The organism is Chitinophaga filiformis (assembly GCF_900102545.1).
GTDB classification, from domain to species: domain Bacteria; phylum Bacteroidota; class Bacteroidia; order Chitinophagales; family Chitinophagaceae; genus Chitinophaga; species Chitinophaga filiformis.
The window spans coordinates 130,412-146,051 of the sequence record NZ_FNBN01000005.1 but is presented as its reverse complement, the minus strand read 5'-3'; the positions used below and the strand labels follow the sequence as shown (position 1 = coordinate 146,051).

The 15,640-nt window shown below is 48.4% G+C and carries 17 protein-coding genes; 15 read left to right on the top strand and 2 right to left on the bottom strand.

Going from position 1 to position 15,640, the window contains the following annotated elements:
• Window positions 1-97 precede the first annotated feature (97 nt).
• The 3 genes from BLR32_RS20800 (at window position 98) to BLR32_RS20790 (ending at window position 2,571) form a co-directional block, all read left to right on the top strand.
• Complete coding sequence (locus tag BLR32_RS20800; protein WP_089834787.1) at window positions 98-580, top strand: GNAT family N-acetyltransferase; 483 nt, start codon at window positions 98-100, stop codon at window positions 578-580.
• A 411-nt stretch (window positions 581-991) separates the two neighbouring features.
• A complete protein-coding gene (locus tag BLR32_RS20795) occupies window positions 992-1,855 on the top strand; it encodes a helix-turn-helix domain-containing protein (protein WP_089834786.1) in 864 nt (287 codons plus the stop codon).
• A gap of 65 nt (window positions 1,856-1,920) precedes the next feature.
• Window positions 1,921-2,571, top strand: coding sequence for an HD domain-containing protein (locus tag BLR32_RS20790; RefSeq protein ID WP_089834785.1), 651 nt, complete (start codon window positions 1,921-1,923; stop codon window positions 2,569-2,571).
• Between the two features lie 59 nt (window positions 2,572-2,630).
• Here the strand turns inward: BLR32_RS20790 and BLR32_RS20785 are convergent, their stop codons facing one another.
• Window positions 2,631-2,957, bottom strand: a complete 327-nt coding sequence (locus BLR32_RS20785) for an ArsR/SmtB family transcription factor (RefSeq protein WP_089834784.1) — start codon at window positions 2,955-2,957, stop codon at window positions 2,631-2,633.
• 102 nt (window positions 2,958-3,059) lie between these two features.
• On the opposite strand from BLR32_RS20785, the gene BLR32_RS20780 reads away from it, so the two are divergent.
• The 5 genes from BLR32_RS20780 (at window position 3,060) to BLR32_RS20760 (ending at window position 8,636) form a co-directional block, all read left to right on the top strand.
• Window positions 3,060-3,302 (top strand): hypothetical protein, encoded by a 243-nt coding sequence (locus tag BLR32_RS20780; RefSeq protein WP_143011533.1) that lies wholly within the window; start codon window positions 3,060-3,062, stop codon window positions 3,300-3,302.
• A gap of 17 nt (window positions 3,303-3,319) precedes the next feature.
• Window positions 3,320-3,856 (top strand): alpha-amylase family glycosyl hydrolase, encoded by a 537-nt coding sequence (locus BLR32_RS20775; RefSeq protein WP_089834782.1) that lies wholly within the window; start codon window positions 3,320-3,322, stop codon window positions 3,854-3,856.
• 107 nt (window positions 3,857-3,963) lie between these two features.
• Window positions 3,964-5,379, top strand: a complete 1,416-nt coding sequence (locus BLR32_RS20770) for an FAD binding domain-containing protein (RefSeq protein WP_245705481.1) — start codon at window positions 3,964-3,966, stop codon at window positions 5,377-5,379.
• Between the two features lie 7 nt (window positions 5,380-5,386).
• Window positions 5,387-7,693, top strand: a complete 2,307-nt coding sequence (locus BLR32_RS20765; RefSeq protein ID WP_089834781.1) for a xanthine dehydrogenase molybdopterin binding subunit — start codon at window positions 5,387-5,389, stop codon at window positions 7,691-7,693.
• Window positions 7,656-8,636: an XdhC family protein gene (locus BLR32_RS20760; RefSeq protein ID WP_089834780.1), complete on the top strand. Its 981-nt coding sequence runs from the start codon at window positions 7,656-7,658 to the stop codon at window positions 8,634-8,636. Before BLR32_RS20765 ends, BLR32_RS20760 begins: the two co-directional genes overlap by 38 nt.
• A 17-nt stretch (window positions 8,637-8,653) precedes the next feature.
• Here BLR32_RS20760 and pucL read toward each other — a convergent pair whose 3' ends face one another.
• A complete protein-coding gene (gene pucL / locus BLR32_RS20755) occupies window positions 8,654-9,499 on the bottom strand; it encodes a factor-independent urate hydroxylase (RefSeq protein WP_089834779.1) in 846 nt (281 codons plus the stop codon).
• 77 nt (window positions 9,500-9,576) lie between these two features.
• On the opposite strand from pucL, the gene allB reads away from it, so the two are divergent.
• From allB to BLR32_RS20720, 7 genes are all read left to right on the top strand, one after another.
• A complete protein-coding gene (allB, locus tag BLR32_RS20750; RefSeq protein ID WP_089834778.1) occupies window positions 9,577-10,908 on the top strand; it encodes an allantoinase AllB in 1,332 nt (443 codons plus the stop codon).
• A 161-nt stretch (window positions 10,909-11,069) separates the two neighbouring features.
• Complete coding sequence (locus BLR32_RS20745) at window positions 11,070-12,314, top strand: allantoate amidohydrolase (RefSeq protein WP_089834777.1); 1,245 nt, start codon at window positions 11,070-11,072, stop codon at window positions 12,312-12,314.
• Window positions 12,315-12,318: 4 nt separating this feature from the next.
• Window positions 12,319-13,065, top strand: coding sequence for a (S)-ureidoglycine aminohydrolase (allE, locus tag BLR32_RS20740; RefSeq protein WP_089834776.1), 747 nt, complete (start codon window positions 12,319-12,321; stop codon window positions 13,063-13,065).
• 13 nt (window positions 13,066-13,078) lie between these two features.
• Window positions 13,079-13,585, top strand: coding sequence for a 2-oxo-4-hydroxy-4-carboxy-5-ureidoimidazoline decarboxylase (gene uraD / locus BLR32_RS20735; protein ID WP_089834775.1), 507 nt, complete (start codon window positions 13,079-13,081; stop codon window positions 13,583-13,585).
• A complete protein-coding gene (gene uraH / locus BLR32_RS20730; RefSeq protein WP_089834774.1) occupies window positions 13,582-13,920 on the top strand; it encodes a hydroxyisourate hydrolase in 339 nt (112 codons plus the stop codon). The genes uraD and uraH overlap by 4 nt, the downstream gene beginning before the upstream one ends.
• Window positions 13,921-13,936: 16 nt before the next feature.
• Window positions 13,937-15,370: a DUF6986 family protein gene (locus tag BLR32_RS20725; protein ID WP_089834773.1), complete on the top strand. Its 1,434-nt coding sequence runs from the start codon at window positions 13,937-13,939 to the stop codon at window positions 15,368-15,370.
• 41 nt (window positions 15,371-15,411) lie between these two features.
• On the top strand, window positions 15,412-15,621 hold the full coding sequence (locus tag BLR32_RS20720; protein ID WP_089834772.1) for a KTSC domain-containing protein: 210 nt from the start codon (window positions 15,412-15,414) through the stop codon (window positions 15,619-15,621).
• The last annotated feature ends 19 nt before the right edge of the window (window positions 15,622-15,640 follow it).

Here is a 15,640-nt window from a genome sequence, read left to right as displayed (position 1 = left end):
TGAATGGCTTTATTATAACACTGTTTACCCTCATTTTCAAACAAGTGCGTATCTTTCAGGAAGAATCATTAAGTACATTAATAACCATAAGCACACCATGCCAGTCAACATCAGAACCATTGCCACAACAGATAATGCCGCATTAGCGAAGATTGTACGTGATACATTCGAAGAATTTGATATTCCAAAAGAGGGAACCGTCTACTCCGATCCTGAAACAGACAGGTTATATGACCTCTTCCAGATACCCGGCAGCGCGTATTTCGTCGCCGAAGAAGGCGGCGTAATACTGGGCGGCTGTGGCCTGTTCCCCACAGCAGGCCTTCCAGAAGGTTGCGCCGAATTAGTAAAATATTATCTCTCCGACAAAGCCAGGGGAAAAGGTATCGGCAGAGCCCTGATGGAACACACCTTCGTAGCTGCCAGAGAGCAGGGATACACGCAGATGTACCTCGAATCCTTTCCTGATTTCGCCAAAGCTGTAAGTATGTATGAAAAAGCCGGTTTCCGCCACCTGGATAAAGCATTGGGTAATTCCGGGCACTTTGCCTGCACCGTATGGATGTTGAAAGATCTGTAGCGCCTCCCCGTTTTCGGTGATTTCCACATTCAGAAAAAAGGTGAACCTTGCACCTGTATACAATGGTTTGCCCCTACCGGAAAGCAACAACCGGCAAAAGACATAACGGAAGCCATATCCTGACTAGAACAAACACTATGCTTGATTTCCATGTTATGGTGGCCTTCACCCTATGGGGTGAAGGTTTTTTTTCGTCTCCCCGGGTTATCACCCGGGGCTACAAACAAGCCGGCTCCTGGCGAAGCCGATTGTCGCGAATGATTTATTATATTCCCGGGGTTGAAACCCCGCGCTACAAACACGGAGCTCCTACGGAGCCGATTGTCGCGAGTGATTCAGCTATACAGTTGATCTATGCGACCTTTCCCCAGGTTTTTCAATTTGCCCCTCTTATTTCCGTAATTTTGCCTCATGCATGCAGCACATATACTGAACATTGATATCAACCCTGCCCTACAGGATTCTTTTTCTGTGGCGGAAATCAGCGGACAATTGTTCGAAGACAATACCCTGCGTCGCATTTCCTTTAATGAACTGATCCTCGTTAAAGAAGGACATGGCAATATCTCCATTGATGGCGCCACCTACAATATTACACCACATAGTCTTTTCATTATCTCCAAAGGACAGATCTATGCCGTAAACGGCGACAACCACCTGGAAGGTTACGCACTGCAGTTCGGAGATTGCTTCTGGGAAAAAGCGCCGGCCAGCGCCAGTAACTGTAAGGCCGTCCTGTTCAACGATCCTTCAGGACATCAGCAAATGCAATTAAATCAGCAGGATGAGGAAGCGCTGGTTAGCCTGCTGAAAACCATCCTGGATGAATTCAATACCCCCGACTATGTAAACAAAGCTGATGCCCTTGCCGCTTACCTGAAGATCCTCATGATAAAGGTAGCCAACATCAACAGCCTGCTGCACGAAGGTCACAGTACAATTGAGAATAAGCTATATCGCCAGTACGTAGAACTGGTCAGCAAAGAATACCGCAATACCCACGAAGTAACCGACTATGCGGAGAAACTAGGCATCTCCTACCGGCAACTGGCTGACCTCTGCAAACGTTGCGCTGGTAAAAGAGCCAAAGATATCATCAATGGCCAGCTGGTAGCAGAAGCCAAAAGAATGCTGCAATTCTCATCCAAACCCGTGAAAGAGATCTCTTACCTCCTAAACTTCGCTACTCCCTACCAGTTCAGTAACTTCTTCAAGAAAGAAACACAACTCTCCCCCAACGACTACCGCACCCAGTTTGTGAAAATTGGTATCTGATCCGCAGTTTTTAGCATTTCCCACACCTTCCCCTGCCGGTAATTTTGTGGCATAAATTTAAACTTATGCCAGTAACAAGATTAACAAGACTAGCCGGAATAGACATACCAGACAGCCAGGTAGCGAAACAGGCCACGGAATTACTGCTGGAATACGGTACGGAATTTCTCTATAATCATTCCCTCCGCGTGTTCCTCTTTTCCTCCCTCAATGCAAAAAGAGGGAACATTAAACATGATACTGAACTGTTATACGTCAGCGCCATCTTCCATGACCTGGGACTAACACCGCATTACAGTAGTCCGGACAAACGTTTTGAAGTAGACGGCGCCAATGCCGCGAGGGATTTTCTGAAAAGTCACGGATATCCTGAACAGGCGCTGCAACGCGTATGGGATACCATCGCCCTGCATACAACTATCGGTATCGCTGAATATAAGGAACCGGAAGTAGCACTGATGTATTCAGGCGTGGGGCTCGATGTGATGGGAGAAGGATATGAGCACCTGAGTGAAGAGCATAGGAAGGAGATCATTCAGGCATTTCCGCGGACTGATTTCAAAAAGAAAATCATCCCCACTTTCTTCGACGGATTTAAACACAAGACAGACACCACGTTTGGAAATATCAAGGCGGATGTCTGCGCTTTTATGATACCCAACTTCCACCGTAAGAACTTCTGCGACTGCATTCTGCATTCGCCCTGGAGTGAGTAAAATTGCCTTGTCAACCAGATGTTAAGCGGGAGGCTGTTCAATTGACTGGTAGCCTCCCTTTATTTTTTTCCGTTTTCTTTCTTGTCCTTTTCCAGGAAATCTTCGAGCGCATCCAGTTTCTGCATCCAGAACGATTTGAACTGTTCTGCCCACTCAGACACTTCCTGCAGTTTCTGCAGGTTTGCCTTACAGTAACGCTCCCTCCCCTGCTGGGTGATCATCAGTAAACCACATTCTGTCAGTATACGGATATGTTTGGACACCGCCGGCCTGCTGATGTCAAAATTGTCAGCTATCGCATTCAGGTTCAATGCCTGATGTGCCAGCAGATTGATAATCTCCCGCCTGGTAGGGTCGGCTATTGCCTGGAAAACATCCCTTCTCATCTTTGATAAACGTATTTTAAGCAACCGTTCGGTTACAAAATTAAGGAAAGCGGGGGTGCTTTCAATGGCCTCCATTTTGTTTTGATGAAAGAAACGGACATTATGGAAACACATGAACTAAAGATCGAATATGGTGGCCAGCAGTACATTATTCAGGCGGGCATCGAAAAGATCGGCCATGAATACAAAATATCTGCTACGGTGAATGGTACGGAGATCATATTCTATGAAAATGATAAACAGCGGCTGGTTCCCGATTATGTGGAAGAAGCAAAACACCTGAACAGGGAGCTCCTGGACAAGATCGCTCTGACCATTGAAGAAGAGTGCCTGCAAAGAGATTAATGCCCTCGTGCTTATTTATGGCTGAATCGGCCCTGTATTTTTGCCACCAGGGCGTGTCAGGCTTCCAGCTGGACGCAGTTCCGTTCATTATTGAGAAACCAGGATCAGATCCTGACAAGCCGGAACATGATCTCAGGATCATCCCGGAGATCCGGCGTTTTGTACAGTGGCGGAACGGAGAGGCACTCATCCTGGGAGAAGCCAACGTGATGCCGGAAGAAAACAACGACTACTTCGGGCAGGACGGGAATGGTATGCATACGATGTTCAACTTTTATGCTAACCAGTACCTGTTCTATGGCCTTGCCACCGGAGATATTGAACCCTTTAAAAAAGCGCTGCTGGATACGCGGGAGATTCCACCTACCTCCCAGTGGATGTTTTTCCTGCGGAATCATGATGAAATAGATCTGGGCAGACTCACAGATAAACAGCGTGAAAAAGTATATCAGCAATTCGGCCCTGAAAAGAATATGCAGTTGTATGACCGTGGCATCAGACGCAGGCTGGGACCATCAACATTATCCACCTGCGCAAAGAATGCCCGGAAATAGGCCTGGGCAAATGGCAGATCCTGGACACAAAAGCACCCCGAATATGGCTACAGCTGGTACAGGATGGAAAATTTTCATTAACTTCAGAGAAACCTCAATTGTTACCCGTGCTGAAGTTTATTCTGAATAATGAAGATGTTGGTACCACCCTCCCACCTGGTATGCCGCTGTTGGATTTTATCCGTTACCATCAGCACCTGACCGGCACAAAAACTGGTTGCAATGAGGGTGACTGCGGCGCCTGCACCATCCTCGCAGGCGAGCTCCGGCATGGTGTGCTGACCTACCGCTCCTTTACCTCCTGCCTGATGCCTTTAGGCAATGCCCATGGCAAACATATCGTGACAATTGAAGGCATCAATATGCTGCCGGCGCTCAACACCATACAGCAGGCTATGGTAGACAATGCCGCTACCCAATGTGGTTTCTGCACGCCCGGTTTTGTGATGTCCCTGGCCGGATTCTGCCTCAGCAGGCAGGCTCCCACCCCTGAAAATGCGATTACCGCTGTCGATGGTAACATCTGCCGTTGTACCGGGTATAAATCCATCGAAAGAGCCGCCGCCGCCGTTGCCAAACAACTGGCAGGCCGAAATGACGAGGAACCGGCCCAATTTGCCGCTGAACAGCAAATTCTTCCTGCATACTTCTCAGGCATAAAAGAGCGCCTTAAACGCCTTCTTTTGTCCCTAAACGGGGAATTGACACCTCCTTCAGGAATGGTACCCCGCTTTATAGGTGGCGGAACCGATCTTTATGTGCAACAACCGGAGGAAATACAGGAACAACCCCTCCGCTTCATGTTCGGACAGGAAATGCTGAAAGGCATCACCAAAGAAGACAACCGCTGTGTGGTCGGCGCGGCCTGTACCGTCAATGATCTGTTGGCATCTCCCATTATGCAGACCTACTTTCCTGCATTGGAAAGTTATGTCAGCCTGATCTCTTCCACTCCTATCCGCAATATGGCCACCATTGCCGGAAATTTTATCAACGCCTCCCCTATCGGAGACCTGACCATCTTTTTCCTCGCCCTGGATACCACTATTGAGCTGAGCGACGGTACCACTATCCGAACATTACCGCTACGTGAATTGTATAAAGGCTACAAACAACTGGATAAACGTCAGGAGGAATATATGACACGCTGCTGGTTTGACCTGCCCGATACCAGTACCGGTTTCCATTTTGAAAAGGTGAGCAAACGTACCCACCTGGATATCGCCAGTGTGAATACGGCGATCTGCATCACCATGAAGGAAAACCTGATCGGAACAGTTCGTATCTCAGCAGGCGGCGTGGGACCAGTACCAACATTACTCCCCGATACGGCCGCCTTCCTGACAGGAAAGGCGCCCAGCGGGGCCGTGGTAAAAGTGGCCTGTGCCATTGCACAGTCAGAGATCACGCCTATCAGTGATGCCAGAGGTACAGCAGTGTATAAGCGCTTATTGCTGGAACAACTGATAAAAGCACATTTCATCACCCTGTTCCCTTCGCTGCAGGTGGAACTGTTATTATAAACGTGCTATGAAAAATATTGATTCCAACACCCATGTCAGCGGTACTTCTGTGTACCTGGACGATGTGCCGGTCATCAACGGCACCTTGTTCGGAGCAGCGTATGGCTCACCCGTAGCACATGGCGCCATCAGGGAATTGATACTGGAAGACGCCCTGCAAATGCCGGGTGTAGTGCGCATATTCACCGCAGCAGATATCCCCGGACAGAACGAAATAGGCGGCGTTATCAAAGATGAACCCCTGCTGGCAGATCATCATGTTCACTTCTGCGGAATGCCCGTAGCTTTTGTTGTGGCACATACCCGGGAGGCCGCCAGGGCCGCCGTAAAGAAGATCAGGGTCAAGATCGATCCATTACCTGTTATTACCGATCCCAGGGAGGCACAGGCCAAAGGAGAGCTCATTATTCCTCCCCGCACCTTCACACTGGGCGATATAGACAATGCATGGCGACAGTGTACACATTTCTTTGAAGGCAGTGTGGATATCAACGGACAGGAACACCTGTACATAGAAACACAGGGCGCCTACGTCATTCCACAGGAGAATAACAGCCTGCGTATCTACTCCTCCACACAGGGTCCGGCGGCGGTACAACGGGCGGTAACTTCTGTACTCGGACAACCTATGCATCGCTTTGAAGTCATCGTTACCCGCCTGGGAGGCGGTTTTGGTGGCAAGGAAGATCAGGCAAATACCTGGGCTGCCCTTTGTTCACTGGCTGCCTGGCTGCTGAAAAGGCCCGTCAAATATGCCCTGCACAGGATGGAAGACATGGCCATGACAGGCAAACGGCATCCTTATGCGGCCGACTTTAAAATAGGACTGGATGATGATTATAAGATTATCGCCTACGAGGCATCCTTCTTCCAGAATGCCGGCGCTGCTGCTGATCTTTCCACTGCAGTACTGGCCAGAACATTATTCCACTGCACCAATTCATACTTTATTCCGCATGTAAAAGCAACCGGCTGGAGCTGCCGCACAAACCTGCCCCCGAATACCGCCTTCAGAGGCTTCGGTGGTCCGCAGGGAATGTTTGTCATAGAGGCAGCTATCGCAAAAGCGGCACAAGGCTTACAGGTAGATGCATCCATCATCCAGAAAAAAAACCTCATTCAAACAGGACAGGAATTTCCTTACGGACAAATCGCCAAAAGTGAAGCACTGACCTGCTGGGAAAAAGCAGTAACACTGTACAACGCCGACGATCTCCACAAGGCTGTCAACAGCTTCAATGCCGCTAATAAACTGTATAAGAAAGGCCTTGCATTCATGCCCATCTGCTTCGGCATTTCTTTCACCAATACCATGATGAATAATGCCCGCTCACTGGTGCACGTCTACTCCGATGGCAGTGTTGGCATCACTACAGGTGCGGTAGAAATGGGACAGGGCGTGAACACCAAGATATTACAGGTGGCAACACAAACATTTGCTATTGCACCTGAAAGAATAAAGCTCAATCATACCAGTACCTACACCATCGCCAATACCTCCCCTTCTGCAGCCAGCGCTACCGCTGACCTGAACGGGAAAGCCACCCTAATGGCCTGTACCGCTATCCTGGAACGCCTGAAACGCGTAGCAGCCGAAGGACTACAAACAACACCGGAAGATATTTCAATTGTGAATGAACAGGTACTGGTGAAAGGCTCGCCTTCCTCCTGGGACTGGCAGCAGCTGATTAACACTGCCTTCCGGCAAAGAGTAAGTCTTTCCGAACATGCACATTACAAAACACCTGAAATACACTTTGATGATGTAAAAGAGAAAGGTCATCCCTTCGCTTATCACGTGTATGGTACGGCTATCCTGGAAGTAACAGTAGATTGTCTGCGGGGTACTTACACCATCGATACCGTACAGGTAGTCCATGATTTCGGGAACAGTATGAATACAGACATTGACCGCGGACAAATAGAAGGCGGTATTGTACAGGGCATCGGCTGGATGACGATGGAGGAAGTAGTTTACGATAGAGATGGCAGGTTACGTTCCAATGCCTTATCCACCTACAAGGTGCCGGATATTTATTCCGTTCCGAAAACCATTGCGATAGACGCATTACAAACCAATGACGACAACCTGGCCATCTTCCGGTCCAAAGCAGTGGGAGAACCACCGCTGATGTACGGCATAGGTGCCTGGTTTGCACTCAGCAATGCAATACGGGCATTCCACCCCAACGCTGATATCCCTTTCAGTACACCTATGACACCGGAAAAAGTGTTGATGGCGCTATATTCAAAAACTAATCAGGAAACTAATCAGCATGAAGAAACAGTTAGCCACCTGGGAATTAATCTGTAAAAGCCTGCGGCAGAATATACCTGTTATGCTGCTCTATGTACTGGACAGTCATGGCAGCAGTCCGGGCAGACAAGGCTTCTTTATGGCCGTCAACCAGGCCGGGGTTATAGAAGGCTCCATCGGAGGAGGCATCATGGAACACAAGTTTGTGGAAATGGCCAAGGAGCAACTGGGGCATTTCGCAACGTCCTACTCCATTCACCAGCAATTCCACGACAAAGAAGCTGCCAGGCATCAGAGTGGTATGATCTGCTCCGGCGATCAGACCATTCTACTGTATAAATTGCTGCCCGAAAGCATTACGCCTGTCAATAAGATCATTGCCTGTCTTTCTCAAAACCAGCAGGGTATCCTGCAATTGTCTCCGCTGGGCCTGCACTTTACAACCGAGATACATGGTGAGCCGGACCATTATTACACCATGCAGTCAGAACTGGACTGGGAATACAGGGAGAAGATCGGATACCGGGATTTCCTGTATATCATTGGCGGCGGACACTGTGCACTGGCACTATCTGACATCATGGAGAAACTGGACTTCTACGTGCACGTCTTTGAAGATCGTCCGCAGGTCCATACGCTGGCGCAAAACACTTCAGCGCATGAAAAGACCCTTGTGCGGGATTATAGTCAGCTGAAAGTAATGATCCCTCCGGGAGATAATCATTATGTGGTGATTATGACTGTTGGTTACCGGACGGATGATATTGCACTGAGAGCACTGTTACATAAATCGTTCAGGTACTGCGGAATATTGGGCAGCGCCACTAAAATTGAAAAGATGTTTGAGACATACAGGGCAGAAGGGATTAGCGACACATTGCTAAACGGGATACATGCACCGGTGGGAATGAATATCAGTAGTCAGACGCCTGCAGAAATTGCTGTTGCCATTGCAGCAGAGATAATAAAAGTACGACATAGCATTCCGGTACTGCATTAGCTGCGCAGCTAAGAAGGCTACTCACGTGTCACTGTTGCGGTGATCAGTCCATAAGGTTCGTCAGTAGCAATGAAGATCTCATTCTGGTTCTGTATATCAAACTGTTCCAGGTTGAAGGGTATATGATGTTTGTTGGGCATTTGCAGATGAATCTCGCTGATCCCTGCATATGTTTCCAATACAGCCTTGCCCATTGCATACAAAGTCTGCTGTACGGAAAGGCTTTTATGTCCTGCAAATGTCTGCAGCAACAACCCGCGTATGCTGTTGAACTGTGCGGTATAGTCAGCAGGCAGTTTACCATAGGTCCAGGTTATTTCACACTTTGTTGCCAGGATGCGGTCGGCCGTCTCCTTCAATGTCGTGTACTTGTCTTTGATATATTTTTCAAAACCGGAATCTGTCGTTTTCAGGATCAGCAGATCTGTAATACCAGACTGCACACTAACATTAGTAGCAGTTTTCGTCACCCGGGTGGTCCGTTTCTCCGATCCTCCGCTGATATAGGCATGCGGATGTTCCACCCCATCAAACTGCATACGCTGGTACGCGTGTTCTGTTATTTCAATAGTGGATGTTGCTACCTGGGCCTGGGTCCTTACAAAGTAATCCGCCAGGTATATGGCAAAGTCTTCTATGGAAGTCTTAAAATGATCTTTCGCCAGGGCATACACGGTATTTTTCTGCGTATCTGTTGGGAGGATTTTACTGTTATCACCTGTTGTATGCGCCTCCTCAAAATCTCCCTTCAGCGATACATTCACAGTTACCTGTCTGAATTCGTGATAAGCAGGATGGCGGATGATCTTTGACAATTGTACCGCATTCTTTCCATAGCTGTTTTCTCCAAGTTTGATTTTCATAATGGGGCATTTTATTTGATGATAACATACCCTAATATAAAGAATTAATTGCCTACTTTTACTTACAACCCCACGATATGTATGACCTCATTATAAAAGGAAATAATATACTCACTCCTGATGGTTTACAACAGGCAGCAGTACTCGTCAAAGACGGCAGGATACACGCTATTCAGGCCCATCTCCCTGAGGGCGCCTTTAACATCGTTGATATTGGCGATAAGGTGTTAATGCCCGGTATCACTGATCCTCATGTACATATTAACGAACCGGGCAGAACAGACTGGGAAGGCTTTGACACCGCCACACGGGCTGCCATTGCAGGCGGTATTACCACGCTGGTAGACATGCCATTGAATTCTTCACCTGTCACTACTACCGTACAGGCATTGGAGCAGAAGATACAGGCTGCTGCACCTCAGCTACATGCTGACTGCGGTTTCTGGGGTGGTATTATTCGGGGTAATGACAATGAGATTGAACCACTGATCGATAAAGGTGTCCGGGGCTTTAAGGCCTTCCTGGTACATTCAGGCATTGATGAATTTCCGAATGTTACAGCCGCTGACCTGGATAAAGTGATGCCCATCATTGCCAGGCATAACCTGCCATTGCTGGTGCATTGTGAACTGATGGCAGAAGGCCAGCATCCACCTGTACAGGAGAACAAACGTTCCCACCGGCAGTATATGGCCTCCCGGCCGCAGGCATGGGAACAGGCTGCTATAGACCTGATGATCCGCCTCTGCGAAAAATATAGCTGCCGCGTACACATTGTACATCTTTCTGCAGCCGATGCAATTGAACAAATAGTGGCAGCGAAGGAAAAAGGATTGCCATTAACTGTTGAAACTGCCCAGCATTATTTGTATTTTAATGGAGAGGAAGTACCAGACGGTAATACCAGTTTCAAATGCGCTCCTCCTATCCGGGAAAGGGAAAACAATCAGCAGTTATGGGATGCATTGAAAGCAGGTGTAATAGACTTTGTCGCGACAGACCACTCCCCTTCCCCACCCGAGTTAAAAGAACTGGAGACCGGTGATTTTACCAAAGCCTGGGGCGGCATCTCCTCCCTGCAACTCGCACTGCCCGCATTATGGACAGCAGGCCGTAGCCGGGATGTAACACTACCACAGATCGCGCAATGGCTGTGTGAAAAGCCCGCTATACTGGCTGGTGTACAAGACAGGAAAGGAAAAGTAGCGGCCGGATATGATGCAGACTTTGTGGTATGGGACCCGGAACGGTCATTCACGGTGAACGCTGAAGATTTGTATCATAAACATAAACTAACACCATATGTTAATGAAACGCTTTATGGTGTGGTAGAACAAACGTATATACGCGGCAAAAAGGTATTTGACCAGGGGAATTTCATATCCCTTCATCAGGGAAAACGATATTGAAATACATACGCCCGGATTGAATCCGTAGATTAAACGCCGCAGCACCAATATTTACGCCCCGGGCTTGTATTCCCCGGATTAAAAACCCGAGGCTACAAACAAACGATTCCTAACGGAGTCGACCCAAGCGATATTTGAGTCTTTAATCCTAATTGTCTGACATGGATTATCTACAAAGAGCAAACGCAGTGTTAGCCAGGATCCACGAACTGGCATGCATCAGTGAAGATACGCATTGCGTGACCCGTACATTCGGTTCATCCGCCTTCATCAGCGGTTGCAGTAAAGTGCTGTCGTGGATGCAGGAAGCCGGTTTGCAGGCAAGGATAGACAATATCGGCAATGTCAGAGGCAGATGGAACAGCAATACACCCAATGCCCGCACATTGGTCATTGCCTCACATATAGACACGGTCAGAAACGCCGGTAAGTTCGATGGTCCTTTAGGCGTGACCATGGCATTGGACCTCATTACACATCTTCAACGGGAAAATATCAGCCTTCCGTTCAACATAGAACTGATTGCCTTCAGCGACGAAGAAGGCGTACGCTTTCATACCACCTACCTCGGCAGCGCCACCGTTACCGGTCACTTTGACGCCAAACTGCTCGATAAGACCGACAGCGCCGGAATCACACTCAGGGATGCCATCAAGACCATCGGTGGCAATATAGATGCATTGGCGGCCGATGCTATTCCTCCGGAAGAATGGCTGGGGTATTACGAGATCCATATTGAACAGGGGCCGATATTGTACGATCAGAATCTGCCTGTTGCTGTAGTACAGGGTATCGCCGGACAACAACGTATCCGTGTCAGGTTTCACGGCAGCTCAGGTCATGCAGGTACGGTGCCCATGGAAATGCGGAAAGATGCACTATGCGCCGCTGCAGAATTTATACTGGCCGTAGAAAATATGGGCCTGCAATACAATGATAACCTGGTAGCTACCGTCGGTCTCCTGGAAGTCGCCAATGCAGCCAGCAATGTGATACCCGGAGAAGTAGCCTGTTCTCTCGATATCAGAAGTACAGATAAAATGCTGCTTAAGAAAGTACGCCGTTCGCTAAAAGATGTGGCTTCACAGATCTGTGCAGAAAGACAGCTTACCGCCGACTGGGATATTATACAAAAAATAAAACCGATAGAATGTGATACCGCGCTGAATCATCTGCTTGCACAATCTATCACAGCGGCAGGTTATAATGTGAAAGAGCTTGTGAGTGGCGCCGGACATGACGCGGTAGTAGTAGCAGCTGTTGCACCGGTATGCATGCTGTTTGTAAGATGTTACAAAGGCATCAGCCATCATCCGCAGGAACATGTGGAAGCAGCAGATATTGCTGTCGCCATACAGGTATCAGATCACTTTATTCATCGCCTTACAGCCGTATACAAAAAGTAGTAATATGGAAATATCAGCATTGACGAGATCTGTAGTAAAAAGAAATCATGCCCTCATCTGCCCGGACGGACACGTGAACAGCGTAGTGCCCGGATGGACACATTGCAGAGTGAATGTCATCATCAATGAACAGATGGGCGCCAGACTGGGGCAAACACTGATCACAGCTGAAAAGGATTGTATCATTGCAGGCGATACCGAAACTGCACAGATCTTTTTCTATGTCATCTCCGGACAATGCACAGTGAAAACGGCAACACAAACAAAAGTGCTGAACGGCGGGCAGTTTGTCTATGTCCCATCCAGGCATGCTTACCGCCTGGAACAATTCAGCGGAGGCACACAGATCGTTACCTTCCACAAGGTATATGAAAAGCTGGCGGGGTACGATCATCCATCGGTGATATTCGGAGACGCAGCCACTGTACCCGGACCGGCCTTTCTCGGCGATCCCGCATTGCGCTTACAGGTGCTGCTCCCGGAAGATCTCTCCTTTGATATGGCCGTGAATATATTCACCTACGATCCCGGTGGCCACCTGCCTTTTGTAGAAACACATATCATGGAACATGGCCTGTTATACCTGCAAGGACAGGGCGTTTACATGCTCGATCAGGAATGGTATCCTGTTAAAAAGGGAGACGCCATCTGGATGGCTCCTTACTGCCAGCAATGGTTTACTGCAATGGGAAAAGAACCTGCCGTTTATATCTATTACAAAAACGTGAACAGGTTTCCCACTACTCTATAATAAATTCCACCCAATGACTTTGACAGCACTTAATGCATTACCACCAGAACAATTAAATGAAACGCTCAGCACCTGCTGTGGCGCTACCGCATGGATTGAAAAAATGAAAAAAGAATTTCCTGTAAAAGATGAAGAGACGCTGCTGGCAGTCGCCGCTAAACACTGGCAGGAGTGTACAGAAGAGGACTGGCGGGAAGCCTTCAGTCATCATCCGAAGATAGGCGACCTGCATTCCCTGCAACAGAAATTTGCCGCCACAGCACAATGGGCCAGCAGAGAACAGGCAGGCACCATTGATGCATCTACTGTTATTCTCCAGGCCTTTGCAAAAGGAAATAAATTGTATGAAGATAAATTCGGTTACATTTTCATTATATGCGCTACGGGCAAGTCGGCTCCTGAAATGCTGTCTATTCTCACAGAACGCCTGAAGAATAGCCCTGATGAAGAAATAAAGATCGCCATGCAGGAACAGGAAAAGATCACGGCTATCCGGCTGAAAAAACTATTGAGCGCATGAGCCAGATCACCACACACATTCTCGATACCTCCAGTGGTACCCCCGCACAGGATATAGCCGTCAGCTTATTCCGGCAGGAAGAACAGTTATGGACCTGCGTTGTGGAAGGCATTACCAACAAAGACGGCAGGATCACAGACCTGCTGGCAAAAGATGTGATCATACCTGCCGGCATTTATAAGCTCAGATTTGAGACGAAGATCTACTTTGAGTCCCGCGGCATCACTACCTTCTATCCCTTCGTAGAAGTGGTCTTTTATATCAGCGGCAGTGAACATTATCATGTTCCCCTCTTATTAAACCCATTTGGTTATTCCACTTACCGTGGTACCTAAAAACATCCATCATACTATGCAACTGGCAATAGCAGAAAATGAAAAAGAACAGCTGCTGCAGGAACTCCGGAAGGCTAACCTGCGATTCCAGCAAGTATATCCGGGCGATAAACCCGACAGGCAGCCCGTACATACTGTATATGGCGGCGCGAATCTCTTTAAGGCCGATACCTGCGTGCGTATGGGAGAAATCGCGCTCAAACACCTGCACACGTACGCACCTAACTTTGTAGCCCTTGCAAGAGCGCTGCACCTGGAAGGACATACCCAGCTACCACAACGGCAGGCAGATATCGCCCGCCTCGAGGAAAAACTGGAAGGCATGTCTGACACCGCCAGGAAACAGGAGTCGGCCTGGCTGCATTATACCGTATACAAAAAGATAACAAGGAAACTTGCTGTGGAAGCAGTAGAAGATTTCCGCATCGACTTTGAGGATGGATTCGGCAATCGCCCTGATGACGAAGAAGATGCTACCGCCATTGCTGCGGCAAAGGAACTGGCGCAAGGCATGCAACACAAAACAATCTCTCCGTTCATCGGCATCCGCATCAAACCATTTACGGAAGACCTCAAGCATCGTGGTGTACGCACACTGGATCTCTTCCTCACAACACTTTTAAAAGAGACAGGCGGCATCTTACCCGATAATTTCGTAGTGATGTTACCCAAGGTCACTATCCCCGAACAGGTCACTACACTGGTAAGGCTCTTTGAACTATTGGAAAAAGCACACAACCTCACACCAGGGACCCTGAAGATGGAAACCATGGTAGAGGCCACACAGATCATCATGGATGATGAAGGCAGGAATCCGTTAATGCGCATCATACGAGCCAGCGAAGGCCGTTGTATAGCGGCGCACTTTGGTACCTACGATTATACCGCCTCCTGTGGTATCACAGCAAAGTATCAGACCATGGCGCATCCTGTGTGTGACTTCGCACATCATATGACGAAAGTGGCACTGGGCAGCACGGGTATCTTCCTCTCAGATGGTGCTACCAACGTAATCCCCGTAGCGCCGCATAAGGGAGATCACCTCACGTCTACACAATTGCAGGAGAATATAGACACCGTACATTATGCATGGCGTGTAGGTTACGGCCATACCATGCACTCCCTGATCAACGGTTTCTACCAGGGCTGGGACCTCAATCCGGCACAACTGCCCATGCGTTATGCCGCCACCTATCACTTCTTCCTGAGCAATTATGATGATGCGCTTTTTCGCCTGAAAACATTTGTAGAACGTGCTGCCATCTCTACCCTGACTAAAGACATTTTTGACGATGCAGCTACCGGTCAGGGACTGTTGAACTTCTTCCTCAAAGCCATCAATTGCGGAGCTATTTCAGAAGAAGAAGTACTGGCTACCGGCCTGACAATGGAAGAGATCAGAAGCCGTTCCTTTTACAGGATACTGGAAGGCAGACGAAAGCACAGCTGAAGCTGCTGGCATTGGCCCGGCAATTGTATTAACGGGGATATATGCCTTCGTCTGTTGTATATAGGATGCATTACGATAAGGATACCGCCACCTTGCGGATCATATTCGTTTCAGGACTTATCTACGACTATAAGAACGTCCCGGAAGAGGTGTATCATGCCATGAAGACTTCCGGCTCCAAAGGCACTTACCTCAACAAACATATCAAAGGGCATTACGAGTATGAAAAAGTAGCCGAAACAGATCACTAGCGGATGATCTATGTCCAAC

Bases quoted from the DNA above. Each gene is read 5' to 3' on its own strand.
- BLR32_RS20800 (WP_089834787.1), top strand. From the start codon at position 98: ATGCCAGTCAACATCAGAACCATTGCCACAACAGATAATGCCGCATTA.
- BLR32_RS20795 (WP_089834786.1), top strand. From the start codon at position 992: ATGCATGCAGCACATATACTGAACATTGATATCAACCCTGCCCTACAG.
- BLR32_RS20790 (WP_089834785.1), top strand. From the start codon at position 1,921: ATGCCAGTAACAAGATTAACAAGACTAGCCGGAATAGACATACCAGAC.
- BLR32_RS20785 (WP_089834784.1), bottom strand. From the start codon at position 2,957: ATGAGAAGGGATGTTTTCCAGGCAATAGCCGACCCTACCAGGCGGGAG.
- BLR32_RS20780 (WP_143011533.1), top strand. From the start codon at position 3,060: ATGGAAACACATGAACTAAAGATCGAATATGGTGGCCAGCAGTACATT.
- BLR32_RS20775 (WP_089834782.1), top strand. From the start codon at position 3,320: ATGGCTGAATCGGCCCTGTATTTTTGCCACCAGGGCGTGTCAGGCTTC.
- BLR32_RS20765 (WP_089834781.1), top strand. From the start codon at position 5,387: ATGAAAAATATTGATTCCAACACCCATGTCAGCGGTACTTCTGTGTAC.
- BLR32_RS20760 (WP_089834780.1), top strand. From the start codon at position 7,656: ATGAAGAAACAGTTAGCCACCTGGGAATTAATCTGTAAAAGCCTGCGG.
- pucL (WP_089834779.1), bottom strand. From the start codon at position 9,499: ATGAAAATCAAACTTGGAGAAAACAGCTATGGAAAGAATGCGGTACAA.
- allB (WP_089834778.1), top strand. From the start codon at position 9,577: ATGTATGACCTCATTATAAAAGGAAATAATATACTCACTCCTGATGGT.
- BLR32_RS20745 (WP_089834777.1), top strand. From the start codon at position 11,070: ATGGATTATCTACAAAGAGCAAACGCAGTGTTAGCCAGGATCCACGAA.
- allE (WP_089834776.1), top strand. From the start codon at position 12,319: ATGGAAATATCAGCATTGACGAGATCTGTAGTAAAAAGAAATCATGCC.
- uraD (WP_089834775.1), top strand. From the start codon at position 13,079: ATGACTTTGACAGCACTTAATGCATTACCACCAGAACAATTAAATGAA.
- uraH (WP_089834774.1), top strand. From the start codon at position 13,582: ATGAGCCAGATCACCACACACATTCTCGATACCTCCAGTGGTACCCCC.
- BLR32_RS20725 (WP_089834773.1), top strand. From the start codon at position 13,937: ATGCAACTGGCAATAGCAGAAAATGAAAAAGAACAGCTGCTGCAGGAA.
- BLR32_RS20720 (WP_089834772.1), top strand. From the start codon at position 15,412: ATGCCTTCGTCTGTTGTATATAGGATGCATTACGATAAGGATACCGCC.